The following is a 17,767-nucleotide window of genomic DNA, read 5'->3' on the forward strand; positions in this document are numbered from 1 at the left end:
AAGCAATATGATAACTTATCCAGAAAACGTCACCTGCTTAGCTGATTATATCGAAAGTGTATTAACGAAGTTTGCTGATAGACCCGCATATACTGCATTGGGGCAAACCCTTACGTTTAGCGAGATTGATGAGAAATCATCCGCACTTGCCCGTTACCTTGTTAATGAGGCCAAGCTTGAACCTGGCTCCCGTGTGGCTATTCAGCTTCCAAACCTCATACAAAACCCTATTGCGGTATATGCAGCCCTTCGTGCTGGCCTTGTGGTGGTAAATACCAACCCGCTCTACACTGAACGCGAAATGAAGCATCAGTTTACAGACAGCGGTGCCACTGCACTTATCATCCTTAGTGACTTACTCCCTAAGTATGACGCAATTAAAAGTGACACCACTATTCGCACTGTCATTACAACGTCTGCCACCGAACTGCTAGACCCGAGCTCGGCACCTTCTATTGAAGGCACAGTATCACTATCAAGCGCCGTCGAAACTGGCGCTAAAACTGCAGAGTTCAAACGCCCAGCGGTAGAAAAAGAAGAATTGGCCATGTTGCAATATACCGGCGGAACTACGGGTGTAAGTAAAGGGGCGGCACTGAGTCACAATAACGTGCTAGCCAACTGCATCCAAATGCTTGACAGAATAGGTCAGCAGTTTAAAGACGGCCAAGAAGTCGTAGTATGCCCCCTGCCGCTTTACCATATATACGCCTTTACGGTGTGCATGATGGCGCTGTTTTCAAAAGGCAGTCAAATTGTACTTATCCCGAACCCAAGAGATATCGACGGCTTCATTCAAACGCTCAAGCCACACTCCATCACTGCTTTTGCCGGTATTAATACGTTATTTGTTGGGTTAGGTCGTCACCCTGAATTTGCCAAACTCGACTTCTCAAAACTACACCTAACAATGTCAGGTGGCACTGCATTAACCCAAGCCGCAGTGTCTATTTGGAAGGGGGTTACCGGTAATACCATCACTGAAGGATACGGCCTATCTGAAACTGCACCAGTGGTATCGTTTAATATCCCTGGGAAAGAAGAAATTGGCACCGTCGGGCATGAGCTTGAAGATACTGAAGTCGCGCTGCTCGACAGTTATGATAAACCTGTTGGCGATGGAGAGTCAGGCCAAATCGCAGTAAGAGGACCACAGGTTATGCTTGGGTATTGGCAGCGCGATGACGAAACTGCAAAAGTAATGACCGAAGACAACTTCTTTAAAACCGGCGATATTGGCGTACGCACTGAGTCAGGCGCAATAAAAATAGTCGACCGACTTAAAGACATGATCATCGTTTCTGGCTTTAATGTTTATCCTAATGAAATAGAGGAAATTCTCACCTCCCACCCCGACGTCATGGAAGCCGCAGTAGTTGGCAAGCCAGATGAAAAAACAGGTGAACGAGTTTGCGCCTTTATTGCCGTGAGTAGTGATATCAAAGTGGAAGACGTTACCGCCTTTTGTAAAGAGCAGCTCACTAACTACAAGGTACCTAAGTCTATTGAGATTTTAGAGGAACTTCCTAAGTCGACTGTAGGTAAAATTCTTCGTCGCGAACTAAGAGACAAAGGTTAGTCAACAAAAATAGATAAACCAATGCTAAGTCGGTTTTGAACAATCAAGGTTCACTCTACCTTGAACAATGGCATGTCGCTGACGACTTCAGAGGCATGCCGTGTTAACCCAGTCCACCTTCCCTACTGCACCACTCTATAACACCTCTAAACTTAAGCAGCCGAAATCAAACACTTCATATCATGGAGAGTTGATATAGGTAAATAGTATTAAAAACGAGACAATCAGCGGTAATAAGTTGCTGCATGAGTCATTTATTACTATAAATAAACAATCGATAATATAGTAGATTAACGCCCATGCTTTCCACGTCGTTTACCTTTGAATCGTTTGAAGAAATAAACATTCAACAGTGTGCGCTAAAACAGTTCAATCCCTCCTTGATTATTTTCTATGCCGCACCGGCATTTTTCAAAAATGAATCACGCTCTACAAAACGCTTTAGCGAGATTATTGATAATCTGAGCCAGATTACCGCTAACATTGTGGGGTGTAGTACGGCAGGAGAAATTAATTCTGACCAAGTTTCAAACGACACTATCGTTATGATTGCTATGAAATTTGAATACGGTAGTTCAGTAAAAATTCACACCTCAACGCTTACGAATATGCAAAATTCCTTTGATACTGGAGCAAAGCTCGGACAACACATTGAACCGGTAGGTTTAAAGGGTATTTATACACTCGCACCAGGGCTTGCCATTAATGGCTCGGCACTTATTCACGGGCTAGCCCATTCACTTTCCTGTGATGTAAAAATTAGTGGAGGACTCGCTGGCGATAACGCCTCTTTTGAAAAGACCTATATTATTAGTCCTCAAGGGATACACGAGGATACCGTGGTGGCGGTATGCTTTTATGGCGACAACCTATCTTTTGGCTATGGCGCATCAGGGGGGTGGCGCTCTTTTGGCCCTTCTCGCAGCGTCACAAAAGCCAAAGAAAATGTCCTCTACGAATTGGACAATGCGCCAGCTTTAGCCATCTATAAAGAGTATCTGGGTGAGTATGCCGCAGACTTGCCTGCGAATGGTTTGCTGTTCCCATTAGAAGTTATCGGCGAAGATCAAAAAGGCACTGGCCTTATCCGCACCATACTTGGCATTAATGAGGAAGATGGCAGTTTAATACTCGCCGGAGATGTTAAAGAAATGCAGTACGTAAGGCTTATGCACGCTTCTACTGACAACTTGATTGATGGCGCACAACTAGCCGTGTCAAACGCCCTGACAGCCCCAAGTTCTCAGCAAACACTTAGCGTGGCACTAGTTACCAGCTGTGTAGGCAGAAAGTTGGTGATGGGCGACCGCGTTGAAGAGGAGCTGGAGTGTGTTCAGGAGCTTTTACCGCCGAATACCTGCATTGCCGGTTTTTATTCCTACGGCGAAATTTGCCCTTTTAATAATCAGTCTGATAGCAAGCTATATAATCAAACCATGTCGATGACGCTAATTCAGGAAGCCACCTCTTGAACTCATTGCTCACTCGGCAGCTGAGAAAAGCATTCGGATTGAAAACCACCGAACAGCTTGAGCAATGGCTATCGTCTTTAGATGACACACATACCAGTGAAATGTCTCAACATGCGTTACAACGGGGGTTAAAACACCTTATCAAGCGAGTTGACGATTCCTATCAGTTTCACGAGCGTGATATCACGCTGCGCGAGCGCAGTTTAGCACTTAGCTCAAAGGAACTTTTCGCCGCAAACGAACAAATACGCAATGAGCTAGTAGTACAACAGAGAGTGGTGGATACACTGCGCTCTTCTGTGAACTTACTATTAGTCGATCAGAACAAGCCTCCCATCAAAGATAATCTTGCCAACATTTCCACGCTATCAGAAATGATGCTTGAGCTGACGAATGAACAAAAAGCAGTGGAAAAAAAAGTGCAGCGCGCACTGGACGATGCAGAAAGTGCAAATAAGGCAAAAAGTGAGTTTTTAGCCACTGTCAGCCATGAAATAAGGACGCCTATGAATGCTGTCATCGGCCTCACTCATTTGGCACTTGATACTGAAGATGCAGAACACAAACAGGCTTATCTAGAAAAGGTAAAAAAGAATGCGGCTTACTTACTCGACCTCATCAACAATATATTAGACTTATCGAAGGTTGAAGCAGGTAAAATTGACGTTGCCAATGACACTTTTTCACTGACCGATACGATAGAAAAACTGGCTCATGTATTCCAGATTAAGGCGAGCGAAAAACACCTTCAATTGCTGTTCGATATACGTATAGACCCACACCAGCTGTTCAGAGGAGATAGTGAGAAGATTTATCAGGTATTGCTTAATCTGTTAAGCAATGCTGTGAAGTTCACTAGTACAGGCACAATAGTTATGACCATATCAGCACTGGCTGAAGAGGTGCTCTTTAGTGTTTCTGATACCGGCATGGGAATTAACGAGCATAGTAAGGCTAAGTTGTTTGACGCGTTTGTGCAGGCCGACACGTCTATTTCGCGACAATTTGGAGGAACGGGGTTAGGGCTTACAATTTGCAAAAGTCTTGTTGAGCACATGGGCGGCCAGCTAGATTTTACTAGCGAAGAGGGAAAAGGCAGCGAGTTCTATTTTACTTTGCCTCTTATCAGAGAAACTATCACTTCATCCCTAATCAATGCTCAAACATCTATACCTGTTCCCGATTTAGCTTTAGGCTTAGCTTCAAACCTTGATTCAAATCTTGCCTCAAAAGCATACCCTAAAAAAGTGTTATGCATCAAAAGTTGCCAGTCTGTCACCCAAGGATGCGAAATCTTAAAACAGACGCTGCATCGCCTACACATCGATTGTGAAATTATAGACAACACTCAAGATACTCTTCCAGAAAGCGCAGATACATCGGTGATTTTTTTACCTGACGGCAATGACGCATGGCAACGCTTTATCACTCAACTGAGTATGGGTGAATTTACACACCTAAATTTATGCACAATAATTAGCTCTCGTGCAAAAGTGAACGTGCTGAATAAGCTCAAAAACGTCCATATTGAAAACATTGATGTCATTGAACTCCCTTTTACAGATTTAGACCTTCTAGCCACTTTTTCTCCGTCAAATGATCATAAGATAAACCTTAATCACGATGGTTTAGAAACTAACAAGTGGCGCAAGAGGCGTCTTACCGGCAAACATGTTCTTATTGTTGACGATGACACGATAAGCATTGAAATAAGTCAGCAAATACTGCGAAACATTGGTATGAAAGTAACCTCTGCATTAACCGGGGAACAAGCCCTTGCTGTGTGTAATGACAATGACTTTGATGCCATATTGCTAGATTGCCACTTACCTGATAAGTCGGGACAAGAGGTTGCTAATAGACTTTCCATGAAGGACGGGTGGTCGGCTCCTATTATCGCGCTAAGTACCGATGAATCGGTAGCAGCGAGAGAGAAGGCCTTCGAATCTGGGATGTGCCAATACCTAGTGAAGCCTGCTATAGCAGATTTCATTATCCATGCCATCGATAAACATATTCACTCGGGATACATAGAAATTAAAGCACCGCCCGCTGACAATGTTTTTTTAGCATCGTTAGTTAGTTTTTATGACGCCTACAAGCATCCTTCCATAATAACGGCGTTGCTCGATATTGCTGAGAGTTCAGAAAACACCATTCCGGCGGGCTCGCCGCTGATAAGCCAAATGCTAGATGATACAAAACGAATCGGTGCTTTTTCGCTACATCGTTACTTAGTTGAGCTACTCAATAAACACTTTGAGTCGCAAGAAGGTATCAAGCATGCCATTGTCACCCTATCTCAACACCTCGACGCCACCCTTCGTCTTATCGTCCACACTCTTGAAGTTGAGGCAAGGGTTCCGGCGGTAACGTCATCAAAAGAAACAAAGCAACCACTGATAGAGAGTATGCAAGAACTTATACTATTGCTGGAATCGTTTGACGCTCAAGCAATATCGCAAATTGAAGAGATACGCAGAGAGTACCGCGATAGTGAATACCTCGATTATATCGAAAATATTCAGCAACTTTGCTCTGTGTACGATTTTGAACACGCACTTGAGTTTTCAGATCAACTATTGGAAAGACTAAGTAATGAGAAGTAATTTGCAGGTAACCAAAAAGCAATTTAGCGTACTCGTAGTTGACGACGAGCCTGCGAATATAGATTTACTTAGCGGGATCTTGGGTGCTTTTTACGATATAAAAGTGGCTCCATCAGGGAAGATTGCACTAAAAATTGTACAAAAATACACACCAGATCTTATTTTACTTGATGTCATGATGCCTGAAATGGATGGTTTCGAGGTGTGTCGAAGACTTAAATCAGATAAGCGATTATTAGACATACCCGTTATTTTCGTCACGGCACTGATTCAAGCGGCGGATGAAGAAAGAGGCTTCGCATTAGGCGCAATCGATTATATTACCAAACCCATTTCCCCCAGTATCACCCTAGCCAGAGTAAAAACGCATATCTCCCTCGCCCATCAAATGCGAACGACAGAGGAGTTAGTAAAACAACGCACTGCCGACTTACAGCTTAGTCAGCAAAGCGCTATTACTATGCTTGCCGCTGCGGGGCATTACAACGATAACGACACAGGCCATCATATATGGCGCATGGCCGCGTACAGTAAATGTCTAGCGCTAGCCAGTGGATGGGACTATGACCGTGCAAACCTGCTCGCTCAGGCTGCGCCCATGCACGATACAGGAAAAATCGGCATTCCCGATAACATATTAAAGGCGCCTAGAAAGCTTCACGTTGATGAAATGAGCATCATGAAAACCCATGCTGCAATAGGTCATAAGATACTTTCCCAAAGCAAGACCCCACTGTTTGATATGGCCGCTGAAATTGCGTTGTGTCACCATGAAAAATGGGACGGCTCTGGTTACCCAAATGGTCTTAAAGGAACCGATATTCCACTTAGCGCAAGAATAGTCGCTATTGCTGATGTGTTTGATGCACTTACCATGAAGCGTCCCTACAAGGAGGCTTGGGCTAATGAAGAAGCATTTGATTATATTCTTAAAGAGTCCGGTAAGCACTTCGACCCCAACTTGGTAGACGTATTTTTGGATATACAAGAAGATCTACTCAAAACCAAAGCCTATTGGAACAGTCTTGAAGCCAGAGGCATAATGCCATCGGTCGCTAGTTTTTTACCCGACGAACAATACTAATACCAGTGCGCATAGATAATTGCTCACTCAGAAGGGCGAGTGGGTAACTATCTATGTGGACTGGTATAAATGAAACCGCCACAAAACAAAAAGACCACAAAGCAGTGTCTGCTTTATGGTCTTTTTCAGTGTTTTGAATGAGTAGCTAAAAACGATTACATTTAGCGTACGTTGGTCTACCTAGCTAGTGGCTTGGTCAATCTAGCTAGCACCTAACTCTTCAGCGAGGCGCTCTGCCTGATTCTTTTCACCTTGCACAAAAGACTTCCATTGCTGCGCCATAGCGCGGCTCTTCTGGTGTTTTTCTGCCTCTGCAAGTTGATTCAACGCCAATGCATACTGTTTTTTGTTAAACAGCGCCATGCCCTTAACTAGATACACTAAACCAGGATTCCTCAAATCACCTTTTTCTAAAGCTCTATCAACAGCATCAATAGCATCATCCCAGCGCTCTTCGTTGAGCAATATCTGCGCAAGTTGTGCGTCAAGCTCGCCATCGTCAGACAAGTTAGCGGCCTGCATCATGACTGGAATGGCTTTGTCTTGCTCTTTGGCAAGTGACCAGCTTTGACCTAAGAACTTAAGATTACGAAGGTTCTCTTCCAACACACCTTCGTTCATAGCTTGTTCCATCAGCTTCGCACCTTTATACGGTGCCCTGTGATAGTAATAAAGCTGTGCCATATTAAATATGTCGGCAGAGGACTCTACAAAACCACGCTGATAGGCAGTTTCCATAATAGCCAACTGCTTTCGCTCTTCGCCAAGCTCGCCGTACATACCGGCTAACTGGATCCAATATTTAGGCTCATCGAACAGCTTTACCAATTTTACCAGTACGTCTTTCACCTTTTCAGGCTGCTTTAATTCATAAAATACGGCGCGCTGAAGGATCAACCAAGATTCATCAGGTAACATCCCCTCGGCTTCGTGGTCGACAACGGCCTGAGTAATCCAGTCTGCCGCAAGTTCGTATTGCTTATTTTGATAATACGCTTGGGCCTTAATCACCTTGTTCTTTGGTGGCACTGGGCCAGTGTTGAGCGACTCCCAACGTTCTATGTACTTAATAGTATCGTCGTAATTACTCTGCATCAGATTAAGCTGTGCCAAACTGAAAAGCGTCGTCATTTCGAACTTTTCAGGAATAGGCTGCTGTTCTACTACTTTTGCAAACGATGCCAGCGCTTTGTCGTAGTCTTCATTGTTGTAATAAATGAAGCCGAAAAAGTTGTACATCATCGCTTTTTCGTATGAATTCATTGAATCAGACTTGTCTTCTACCTCTTTCAAGATAGCAATAGCTTCTTCAACGTTACCCGCTTCATCCGCTGCCGTTTGCGCGCGCGATAGCTGCTCGTATACCTTGCCACGCAGCGTAGGCACGCGGCGTGTTTTCTTTTCACTGGCTTTTTGCTCTTGAGCGTGTGCGTCGGTTGCAACAAACATACTTGGTGCAGATACCGCAACTAAAGTAAGTGTAAATACTGCAGCGCTAAGCAGCATGCTTGGCAAAATACTCGATAAAGGCCTAGCCTGTTTCTTCATCATGTTCTGCTACCCGTCAATTTGGAACGAAATACGGTTTTGAATACCGGATACTTCGGTCGCTTCGCCATTTACCACTCGAGGTTTGTATTTGAACTTCATTGCAGCGTCGATAGCCGCTTGCTCAAAAATACCCTCTGGATTAGCTTCAACTACTATTGGGTTGCGCACTGCACCTTGCTTAGTCACAGTGAACTCAACAATTACAAACCCTTCAATACCACGTTGCAATGCACGGCGTGGATATACTGGGGCTACTTTTACAATAGGTAAGTATTCGCCATCACCCGACTCGAGCGCGAGACCGCCGTCTAAAGAAATATCATCGCCAACATCTGCGCCAAAATCCATTGAAGAACCTTCGGCATTGGGTGTAGGTGAATCCATTTGCGGCTGCTGCATCTGTGGCGGCGGCTGCTCAGGCTTTGGTGGCTTCTTAGGCTTGCGATCTTTTTTCTCAACCTGCTCATCCTGCTTAACCCTTACAAAGTCAAGCACGCTTCCCTGAGGCGGCTCAGTTAGTGCGCTGCCACCCATCTTGATCAATGACTGCATCAAGAAGAACAGGCCTAACGTGATCGCAAGGGAAATAACAAATGCGATTATATATCGTGGCATGATTTATTGCTCTTGCGCTGCAATCGAAACATCAAATACACCTGCCGCACGCGAAGCGTCCATCACCTTAATCAGCGTTTCCGTTGTCGATTCTTTATCTGCTTGAATCACAACCGTGCCCTGAGGGTTCTCTGCGTGCAAACGCTCGATATTTGCCTGAACGGCACGAACATCGATGCGGCGTTTGTTAATCCAAATTTCACCTTTATCTGAAATGGCGATAAGGATGTTCGCGCGATCCTTTTTAACAGCCGTTGCTGCTTCAGGACGGTTTACATCGATACCCGCTTCTTTCACAAACGATGCAGTCACGATAAAGAAAATCAACATGATAAATACGACGTCCAACATGGGCGTCATGTCGATGGCTGCTTCTTCTTCATCGACCAAATTTTGAAAGTGCTGCTTCATAATAAATACCTTACCTTAATGCGACGTCGCATTAACGTTGAATAATCAATGCATCCTCAAGATGCGTGCGTTCAGATTTCACCATACGATTTAACCAGGTAGCTGCAAAGACACCAGACAGTGCCCCAACCATTCCTGCCATAGTAGGAATAGTCGCTTTCGATACGCCTGAGGCCATAGAACGGGCGTTGCCCGAACCAGAGATAGCCATCACGTCGAATACTTCTATCATACCGGTTACTGTACCCATCAAACCCAACAGCGGACAAAGCGCTACAAGTGCCTGAATAATCGGGATACTGCCATTTAGCCGTATAGTTAACTGCGAAATCGTTTTCTGACGTACTTGCTCAGCAAACCAAGAGGAACGATCGTTTCGTGCTTTCCACATCGCGACCGCATCTTTTTTTGCTTGCTTGTGCCAAACCAACAGATACATTGCACGCTCGAGGATCAAAAGCCACATAACGAATATCAGCAGACCGATGACCAGGAGAACCTGGCCACCTGTTTCTGTGAAATCGCGAATTGCTTCTAGAAACTCGATCATAATTAGCCTCGCTCAGAACGCTCTGCGATAACGCCAGATGCTTGTTCTTGAAGAATGTACACAATGTTTTTAGAACGTGTGTTAAGCATTGCGTAAAGCAATGTCATCGGAATCGCTACCACAAGACCAAGAACCGTTGTGACAAGTGCCGTTGAAATACCGCCAGCCATCAGTTTCGGGTCACCTGTACCAAATAAGGTAATTGCTTGGAAGGTATTAATCATACCCGTTACCGTACCGAGTAGACCCATCAGAGGCGCGACTACCGAGATAATCTTGATAATAGTAAGGTTACGACCTAGCTTAGGCACCTCGCCCAAAATTGCTTCAGTAAGATGCAGCTCTAGCGCTTCAACATCGGCGTTAGGGTGATCGTCACGTACTTTCAGAACACGACCCAGTGGGTTATTAGTTTTCACTTCCTTGCTCTTAAGCTGCTTGTTCACTTTCATGCGAATAAGAGAAAGAGACACTAAACGCTCTAAGGCAAGTAGAAGGCCAATTGCACCAACCACTAGAATGATGTATCCAACCGGACCACCCTGCTCCACACGCTCTTTCATGTTAGGCGCTTGAACAAGAAGACCAAGGATAGAACCACCGGTTGGGTCAATACCAAACTGCACTAGCTCGCCACTTGATGCTTGAAGCTCTGCCGCTGAATCGTTGTAACGGTCAGCTGGCTGACGAATAAGTTCTGATACTGTGCCAGTAACACCGTTGTAGTCTAGGTATTTACCGTCTGATACCAAGGCAAATGGACCTACGCGAACCACAGGCTTATTCACTTTCTCGCCACCGGCTTCTACAACATCAGTTGTGAAGGTAGTAACTTTGCCAGATTCCGTCATTTCACGCTGCATCTCAAACCATACGCGCTCAATCTCTTCAATTGATGCGAGTTTTGAGCTTGACCCCATGTCCTGCGCCATCTTGTCTAAGAAGTCAGAACGACCAGGGATTTGCGCTGAAATAACAGAGTTGTAAAATTTATTCTTAGTATCACCAGCAATTTGCTGAAGTACACCGAACAACTCTTTAAGTGAACCAAGACGAGTGTCTAGAGCACCATTAAGGTCAGCTAGTTTAAACTCGTTTTCTTCAAACTGTGTTTCAAGTTGCTCTGATTGCACTAGCATTTGGTCGCGTTTTTCACGGGTTTCGCGAAGAATACGGTCTTGCTCTGCACGTTGCGCTTGGAAATCGCGCTCGCGCTGTTTGTTTTGCTGTGATTGTGCAAATTGGCCTTCTTCAAGCTGCTTTAGCAGGGCGTCTAGGTCCATTGCACGGTCACTTTGTGCCATTGCACCAGCGCTGATACTAAGGGCTACTAGACCAACAGCGATACGTTTTACTGTATTAAACATTCTCATCAACCTCTTAGTCTGTAATTGCTACTGGCAGCATTAGCAAGTCTGGGGCAAGCTGTTTCTTCGCCATGCGCAGACCTTTTGTGATTTGTGTACGGTAGCTGCTATCAAGCTCTTCCCACTGGCGGGTTTGCTTGTTCCACACGCCCTGCATGCTCGCGTCGCGTGTTTGATAAATAAGTGCAGTGCGACCAAGTCGTAGAAATTCTACGTCACGTTCTTGACCGTTAATTGAATGAAGGCCGCTGTAAGACTCCATAGTGCGCCCGTAGTCCATTTCAACTTGAAACGCTTCCATTACGCGACGGAATTTTTCAGACGCTGCAACATCCGCTCTATCCATCATGGCACGTAAATCAGCTACGCGGTTTGCGCGCTCTTCTGGAAGAAACGGCATGTCTAGTTCAATGAACTGAGCCAAGCCGTCAATCATACGCATCATCAATGGTGTAATTTGGCGCTCAACAACAGACACTTCATCAATTGCGGCGTTCAAGTCATCCATTTCTTGGTTTTGACTGTTAATTTGCTTACGAAGCTGAGTGTTATACACCTCAAGACCTTCGATTTCTTTCATTAACGTTTTGAACTGTTGAAGTTTGCTGTCAATCTGATCGGTAATACCGTTTATTTTTTCCTGCGATTTTGCCGCAGACTCATTAATTTTCGCTGCCTCATCGACAACGGGTTTTAAGACTTCATCGTCTTGTGCTAGTGCTGGTGTTGCTGAAAGCAGACCTGCAACAAGCAAAGCGTTGATAAGCTTCATACATTCAAACCTTTTAAGTTAAAAGAAATCGGATGTAACCGACTATAAGTTTCTGCGCGTAGGATAGGAGTTTTCTGTGACAGTTTTATTACGGAACTGTCATAAATAAACCGAAAGTGTTATCTGTTTCACATAAAAAAGGCCGCTGAAAAGCGGCCTTTGTATTAGAATTAATTTTAAAAGTCGTATTTAAATGACAACCTAATTCCTGTACCGCGTGTCTCTGACCTAAGCAGTGCATCGTTAAACTCTATTTCACGATCCTCACCTAAAATATTCTGAACCCGCAATGTGACAGTGCTATTAAAATCTGGATAGTACTTGTACACCATATCTAGCGAGTGAAACGGCTGCTCATAGTTGTCGTCGAAGCCATCGATACCCGCTATAAGAATACGCTCACCAAATACGTTGTATACCAGTGACGCAGTGTGCTCACCGTTGTCTGAGTCGTAACCTAACTGCATGTTCAACACATACTGAGAGTGACCCGTCATACGTCGTTCCACATTCGTAATTGCTGCAGATACGCCGGTTTGATCCACAATACTCTGGCGATCTAATACAATTTCAGAGTCGCTCACAGTAATGTTACCGGTAGTAAATAGATTGTCCCATATACCGTCGCCGATAAAGGCTAAGTCTTGTAGGAACTCAAATTCAACCCCGTAAACCTCACCAGATTCAGCATTTGCAATACGAATAAGCGGTGGACCATCCTGAGCCGGCGACTGAACTGACTCGATTGGCGCTTCCATATCTTTATAGAAAAGGCCTACCGATAAGTTGTTGCCTGCTTCGCGATACCATTCCCAACGTAAATCGTAGTTAATAATATCCGTAGTGCTAACACCTGGCGTACCCGCAATTGGGAAGTTCGTTAACGGGTCTAGGTAAGTGGCCGATGACACTTCACGAAGATCCGGGCGAACTACCGTTTGACCAATGCTTGCACGCAACTGCATATCGTCTTCAAGGAAGTAGGTTACAGCAAGCGCTGGATAAAACCCGTCTTCTTGGAACGCTAATTGTGAACGATCGGCTTCGTTACTTAAGTCAAACTGATTAGTGCGCGGATCCAGTGGCGCAACCACCTGACGGAAATCTTCATAACGTGCACCACCGGTGAAACGCCATTTGTTGTCGTAGAAGAAATCGGCTTCAAAGTAGTAAGCATCAACCTTTTGACCTGCTACGTAATCATCGCCCGCGATTGTGGTATCACGAATAATTGGTCGACTCGATAACTCTAGAGAATCGAGAACGCTATCGCTGAAAATCTCGCTAAAGTCGTTACCGTCTAAAATAGAACGGTTTTCAACACCTAGCGTGTTGATGTCAAAGCGACGGTTTTCAGCAGAACGCGTTTTAGTGACAAAACTCGCTCCAACCTTTAACTCAGTTTCCCAAACACCAAAGGACATCGGGTAAGTCACGTTGTAACCAAAGTTCTCTAAACGGTCGTGAAGGTCTTGGAACGTATAACGGGCCGCTGTTTGAGCATCTGACAAGAAAATTTCATTTTCTTCGTCAAAAATACCGTCTTGATTCACGTCTTCCATAACGAAACGCGCGTTAAAGTTACCTGGGGCATGACGTACAGAACGACCTAATGAGTATGTCCAGTCAACGCCCATAAAGTTTAATTCTGGGAATGTATGCTGACCTTTTACCTGGTTGGTATAAAGTGAACGCTCTTCATACTGTATGTCGATATCGCGAATACGTAGGCCTTCTGCTTGGTTTAAGTTTTCAGTGTTACCAAACATTTCACGAATTTCATCGCGGGTGTCGTTCAACACGATGAGGCTGTAATCAATGCGATGCTTTCTATCGTAGTCTACGCCCAGAGTTAACAGCGAAGACCAAGTTACCGTTTGCTCTGTACCTTGAATATCATCAAAGAAGCGTACATTGATAATGTCATCGCCGACCAAGTCTGGGTCTTGCAGCTCATATTCTTCTGAAGAACGGGTCTGCGTAGAGTAACGTGACGTGGCTAAGAAACCAAAACGCCAATCATCATCGTAATCGTAGCTATCACCATAAGTGACGTTGAAGCGCATGTCAGGATCCGCTGACGTTGTTTCAAGACCGTATGCTCTGTTTGTTCCCTTAAATAGCTCTAACGCTTCTTCAGGTTCCAAATCATCTAAGAAGTTCTTTGAATCCCAACGTTCTTGAATGGCCGCTGAAGCTGCGCGTGTACCATCATCTTCACCTGTCCAATCACGACCGCCACCGGCATAATCTAACACGTCACCAGAGTTTTCCGTATCGATACCAACGGCTGCAGATAAGTTAAACACGCGCTGTGTAGGTATAGATTTTAATCGGATATTTACGTTACCACCACCGAATGCTGCAGGCATTGACGGTGAATACGATTTTTGAACCGCTAGACTCTCGATTATGCTCGATGGGAATAAATCCAGAGGTATTACGTTACGCGTAGGATCTGGACTTGGAACAATGGCACCGTTTAGCTGTGTTGATGAGTAACGCTCACCAAGACCACGCACATAGATGAATCGACCATCAACCAATGTTAAGCCAGTTACACGACGAAGGGCTCCCGCTGCATCACTATCACCAGTACGAGCTATCTGCTCAGCACCCATGATGTCAGCTACGAAAGCTTGATTTTTACGTTCTTCCATTACTGCCGTTGCGGTGCCCTTTAGGCGCGTACCGGTAGCCACTACTTCTTCAATCACTTCATCTTCATCTGATTGAGCGTAGGCCATAGTCGTTGGAAACAAGATACTTGCTGCAACAGCTAAGCTGATGGGTTTTAGAAGAAACCTGTTAGCAGGTCTGTTCATGATGAACCTCTTTAGAAAGGAATACTTTTACGAATAAAAAATTCGTGTCTTACAAACTTAAAAGCAAGTGCGTCACTTTTGCAACGCACTTGCTTGTTTTTCGCTAGTGAACTAGGTCTTATTCAAGACCTACAGTCCAACCTGCAGTCCAATCGTTGTCAGCGTCTTTTACTGCACCGATAAAGTCCACAGAAGAGAAGAAGCTATCTAGTGTTGAAACGTCTGTCGCCGCTGTTGCATCTACTGTGTAGATACCGTCAAGTACAGTTGCAGTTTCGTCTAGTAAACTATTACCAGTTTGAGCTGTGAACCACGCAGTTTGGTCGAAGTCACCCGAGTCACGAACGTTTTCCGCACATGCTAGTACTGATGTCTCAAAGGTTAGTTGAGGGTCGTTAGTACCGTCCATGTTGGCTAGTAGCGTAGTGTCGCCATCGCTTAGGTCAGCTTCGAAACACTCACCCATGCCAGCAGGACCTGTTACAACAAAGTTGTAAAGTTGCGCGTTGGTTTGGTCTCGAAGTAGAACACCTTCTGAGTCAGCGTTAGCCGTATCGAACTCGTTACCAATAATAGTCATATTAGCAACCATTGGGTTAGAGAACGCTAGGCCGTCACCGCCATCGCCATCACCTTCAATGGCACGGTTAGCGTCAGAGTTATCGTCTGCATGCTTAACAAGTACAAACTGTAGCTTACCTTCGTAGCCGTTGTCCCAATCTACAGAGTCATCTTGAATGCCTGTAAGAGTAAGGTACTTAACGTTTACTGCACCACCGAAGAACTCAACACCGTCATCCGCGTTTTTGTGAACTTGTACATACTCAACAGTCGTACCAGAACCAACGCCGCCGAAAGTGATACCGTTTAATTCGTTATCTGGAGCTATTTCGAAACCACCGTGCATTACGCGAACATAGCGAAGTGTACCAGAGCTGTCTTCGTTGTCTGTTCCACCGAATACCGCACCTTCCTGCGCACCTTCAACTTGAAGTGCACACTCAGTACCGTCTTGAGGACACTTGGTCGATTCGCCGTTACCTAGCACGATCATACCGCCCCATTGACCTGCTTCACCCGCTTCAAGGCCACCAACAACGTGGTCACGTGAAGTAAAAGTAATTGGGCTTTCAGCAGTACCGTTTGCATCAATTTCTGAGTCACGGCTAACTACTAAGTAATCGTTACCAGATGCACCGTAAACTGTTACACCAGGCTCAACAGTAAGTGTTGCGCTGTTTTCTTTGTCGCCACCGATGAACACTGCACCAGAAAGCGCATATAAATTGCCCTCTGTAAGCGTTAGGTCAGACGTTACCGTACCTGAGATTTCACACGTAGTCGTTTCGCCGTCTACTGGTGTGATAGTGGTTGTGCCGGCTGGGCAACCAGATACTGATTGAACCAGGTCGATGTTACCGCCACCGAAGCCGAATGCCCAACCTTGACGCCAGTCAGTTTCACCAACGGCACCAACAAAGGTATTTGCTTCAAAGAAAGTATCTAAAAGAACAGATGCGTCGCCGCCAGCAGTAAGAAGTGCACTTTCTGCAGTTAGCGTGCCGTCTGGGTTAAGACCAAGGTTTGCACGGTCTTCAAACGCGATTAGTTGGTTACTTTCTTGTCCAGTAAACCACGTTTCTAGGTCAACTGCACCTTCAGGTGAATTAAACGGCTCAGAACATGCAATTGCAGAATGAGTCATTGTAAGGTCACCGTCAGAAAGGTTGGCTTGAACCGTTTCATCAGTGTCCATTTCTAAACACTCGCCCATCGCTTCTGGACCAGTGATAAGGAAGTTCATTAAGTTTGCGCCAGTTTGGTCGCGAAGTAAAAGACCTTCTGAATCAGCATCTGCTGTGTCGAACGTGTTACCAATCACTGTCATGTTAGCAACCATTGGCTTAGAGAAATCTAGGCCGTCACCACCATCACCATCACCTTCAATAGCGCGGTTAGCATCAGAGTTGTCAGCCGCGTGCTGAACGTAAACGTACTGAATTTTACCTTTGTAGCCATTATCCCAGTCTACTGAGTCATCTTGGTTACCAGTAAGCACTAAATGCTTTGCATTTACCGCACCACCGAAAAACTCTACACCGTCGTCGGCATTGCTGTGTACCTGTACATAATCAACCTCTGTACCAGAACCAACACCGCCGAACGTAATACCGTTAAGCTCATTGTCAGGTGCAATTTCGAAACCCGCATACTTAACAACAACGTATTTAAGAATACCTGAGCTGTCGGTGTCATCATTACCACCGAATACTGCACCTTCTTCTGCACCTTCTACTTGAAGCGCACAATCAGAGCCGTCTTGAGGACACTTGGTAGAGTTACCGTTACCTAGGATAACCACACCACCCCATTGGCCTGCGCCAACTTCGTCACCAACCACGTCGTTGAACGATGTCATGATTACTGGAGCAGATGCAGTACCTTCTGCTTCGATTTTTGAATCACGACTTATTACTAGATAATCCGCACCAGTGCGACCGAAGATAACGGTACCTTCTTCAACAGCAAGCGTTACGCTGTCAGCTTTGTCGTTACCTACAAATACAGGCCCTTCAAGTGCCCATACTGTGTCGTTTGTTAGAGTAATAACGCCTTGGTCGTCTGCATCATCAGCGGTCAAACGACCAGAAAGAACGCGAACTTCAACTGTTTGACCAAATGCGTCAGAAACTTCGCCGCTAAGAAAAGAACTTGCTTCGCCAGGCGCATTGCTTACTGGGTCGGTTGTACCGCCGTCGCTGCCGCTACCATCACCAGCGTCGTTATTGTTATTTGTTGTAGTTGTAACGCTGTTGTCAATATCGCCTTCGCTGATATTGATATCGCCACCACAGCCTGCTAGCACTAATGCTGTAGCAATTGCTGAAGCTTTAAAAAGTTGCTTAAGTTCCATGTGTTTCTCCAAGTGCGG

General features: G+C 45.2%; 12 protein-coding genes. 4 read left to right on the top strand and 8 right to left on the bottom strand.

Going from position 1 to position 17,767, the window contains the following annotated elements:
* Nucleotides 1–7 precede the first annotated feature (7 nt).
* From GTQ48_RS15340 to GTQ48_RS15355, 4 genes are all read left to right on the top strand, one after another.
* Nucleotides 8–1,579 carry an AMP-binding protein gene (locus GTQ48_RS15340; protein WP_163107448.1) on the top strand — a complete coding sequence of 524 codons (1,572 nt, stop codon included), beginning with the start codon at nucleotides 8–10 and terminating at the stop codon, nucleotides 1,577–1,579.
* A 299-nt stretch (nucleotides 1,580–1,878) separates the two neighbouring features.
* Entirely contained in the window at nucleotides 1,879–3,051 is a 1,173-nt protein-coding gene (locus tag GTQ48_RS15345; protein ID WP_163107449.1) for an FIST signal transduction protein, read from the top strand.
* Nucleotides 3,048–5,660 (top strand): hybrid sensor histidine kinase/response regulator, encoded by a 2,613-nt coding sequence (locus GTQ48_RS15350; RefSeq protein ID WP_163107450.1) that lies wholly within the window; start codon nucleotides 3,048–3,050, stop codon nucleotides 5,658–5,660. The genes GTQ48_RS15345 and GTQ48_RS15350 overlap by 4 nt, the downstream gene beginning before the upstream one ends.
* Nucleotides 5,650–6,744, top strand: a complete 1,095-nt coding sequence (locus GTQ48_RS15355) for a response regulator (RefSeq protein ID WP_163107451.1) — start codon at nucleotides 5,650–5,652, stop codon at nucleotides 6,742–6,744. The genes GTQ48_RS15350 and GTQ48_RS15355 overlap by 11 nt, the downstream gene beginning before the upstream one ends.
* 201 nt (nucleotides 6,745–6,945) lie before the next feature.
* On the opposite strand, the gene GTQ48_RS15360 is transcribed toward GTQ48_RS15355, so the two are convergent.
* The 8 genes from GTQ48_RS15360 to GTQ48_RS15395 all read right to left on the bottom strand — a co-directional run bounded on the left by GTQ48_RS15360 (nucleotide 6,946) and on the right by GTQ48_RS15395 (nucleotide 17,749).
* Nucleotides 6,946–8,295 carry a tetratricopeptide repeat protein gene (locus GTQ48_RS15360; RefSeq protein ID WP_420837611.1) on the bottom strand — a complete coding sequence of 450 codons (1,350 nt, stop codon included), beginning with the start codon at nucleotides 8,293–8,295 and terminating at the stop codon, nucleotides 6,946–6,948.
* Between the two features lie 6 nt (nucleotides 8,296–8,301).
* Nucleotides 8,302–8,910: an energy transducer TonB gene (locus GTQ48_RS15365; protein ID WP_032096299.1), complete on the bottom strand. Its 609-nt coding sequence runs from the start codon at nucleotides 8,908–8,910 to the stop codon at nucleotides 8,302–8,304.
* 3 nt (nucleotides 8,911–8,913) lie between these two features.
* Nucleotides 8,914–9,321 carry an ExbD/TolR family protein gene (locus GTQ48_RS15370; protein ID WP_163107452.1) on the bottom strand — a complete coding sequence of 136 codons (408 nt, stop codon included), beginning with the start codon at nucleotides 9,319–9,321 and terminating at the stop codon, nucleotides 8,914–8,916.
* A 31-nt stretch (nucleotides 9,322–9,352) separates the two neighbouring features.
* Nucleotides 9,353–9,871 carry a MotA/TolQ/ExbB proton channel family protein gene (locus GTQ48_RS15375; RefSeq protein ID WP_032096297.1) on the bottom strand — a complete coding sequence of 173 codons (519 nt, stop codon included), beginning with the start codon at nucleotides 9,869–9,871 and terminating at the stop codon, nucleotides 9,353–9,355.
* Nucleotides 9,872–9,873: 2 nt separating this feature from the next.
* The gene (locus tag GTQ48_RS15380; RefSeq protein WP_032096296.1) at nucleotides 9,874–11,238 is read right to left on the bottom strand and encodes a MotA/TolQ/ExbB proton channel family protein; all 1,365 of its coding nucleotides are present in this window, start codon (nucleotides 11,236–11,238) and stop codon (nucleotides 9,874–9,876) included.
* A 13-nt stretch (nucleotides 11,239–11,251) separates the two neighbouring features.
* Complete coding sequence (locus GTQ48_RS15385; RefSeq protein WP_163107453.1) at nucleotides 11,252–12,010, bottom strand: DUF3450 domain-containing protein; 759 nt, start codon at nucleotides 12,008–12,010, stop codon at nucleotides 11,252–11,254.
* A gap of 176 nt (nucleotides 12,011–12,186) precedes the next feature.
* Nucleotides 12,187–14,835: a TonB-dependent receptor domain-containing protein gene (locus tag GTQ48_RS15390; RefSeq protein ID WP_163107454.1), complete on the bottom strand. Its 2,649-nt coding sequence runs from the start codon at nucleotides 14,833–14,835 to the stop codon at nucleotides 12,187–12,189.
* A gap of 118 nt (nucleotides 14,836–14,953) precedes the next feature.
* The gene (locus tag GTQ48_RS15395; RefSeq protein ID WP_163107455.1) at nucleotides 14,954–17,749 is read right to left on the bottom strand and encodes a hypothetical protein; all 2,796 of its coding nucleotides are present in this window, start codon (nucleotides 17,747–17,749) and stop codon (nucleotides 14,954–14,956) included.
* Nucleotides 17,750–17,767 lie beyond the last annotated feature (18 nt).

This window comes from Alteromonas genovensis, assembly GCF_010500895.1.
GTDB classification, from domain to species: Bacteria; Pseudomonadota; Gammaproteobacteria; order Enterobacterales; family Alteromonadaceae; genus Alteromonas; species Alteromonas genovensis.

Excerpts from the sequence above, each read along its gene's own strand:
- GTQ48_RS15340 (WP_163107448.1), top strand. The coding sequence starts at position 8 with ATGATAACTTATCCAGAAAACGTCACCTGCTTAGCTGATTATATCGAA.
- GTQ48_RS15345 (WP_163107449.1), top strand. The coding sequence starts at position 1,879 with ATGCTTTCCACGTCGTTTACCTTTGAATCGTTTGAAGAAATAAACATT.
- GTQ48_RS15355 (WP_163107451.1), top strand. The coding sequence starts at position 5,650 with ATGAGAAGTAATTTGCAGGTAACCAAAAAGCAATTTAGCGTACTCGTA.
- GTQ48_RS15360 (WP_420837611.1), bottom strand. The coding sequence starts at position 8,295 with ATGATGAAGAAACAGGCTAGGCCTTTATCGAGTATTTTGCCAAGCATG.
- GTQ48_RS15365 (WP_032096299.1), bottom strand. The coding sequence starts at position 8,910 with ATGCCACGATATATAATCGCATTTGTTATTTCCCTTGCGATCACGTTA.
- GTQ48_RS15370 (WP_163107452.1), bottom strand. The coding sequence starts at position 9,321 with ATGAAGCAGCACTTTCAAAATTTGGTCGATGAAGAAGAAGCAGCCATC.
- GTQ48_RS15375 (WP_032096297.1), bottom strand. The coding sequence starts at position 9,871 with ATGATCGAGTTTCTAGAAGCAATTCGCGATTTCACAGAAACAGGTGGC.
- GTQ48_RS15380 (WP_032096296.1), bottom strand. The coding sequence starts at position 11,238 with ATGTTTAATACAGTAAAACGTATCGCTGTTGGTCTAGTAGCCCTTAGT.
- GTQ48_RS15385 (WP_163107453.1), bottom strand. The coding sequence starts at position 12,010 with ATGAAGCTTATCAACGCTTTGCTTGTTGCAGGTCTGCTTTCAGCAACA.
- GTQ48_RS15390 (WP_163107454.1), bottom strand. The coding sequence starts at position 14,835 with ATGAACAGACCTGCTAACAGGTTTCTTCTAAAACCCATCAGCTTAGCT.
- GTQ48_RS15395 (WP_163107455.1), bottom strand. The coding sequence starts at position 17,749 with ATGGAACTTAAGCAACTTTTTAAAGCTTCAGCAATTGCTACAGCATTA.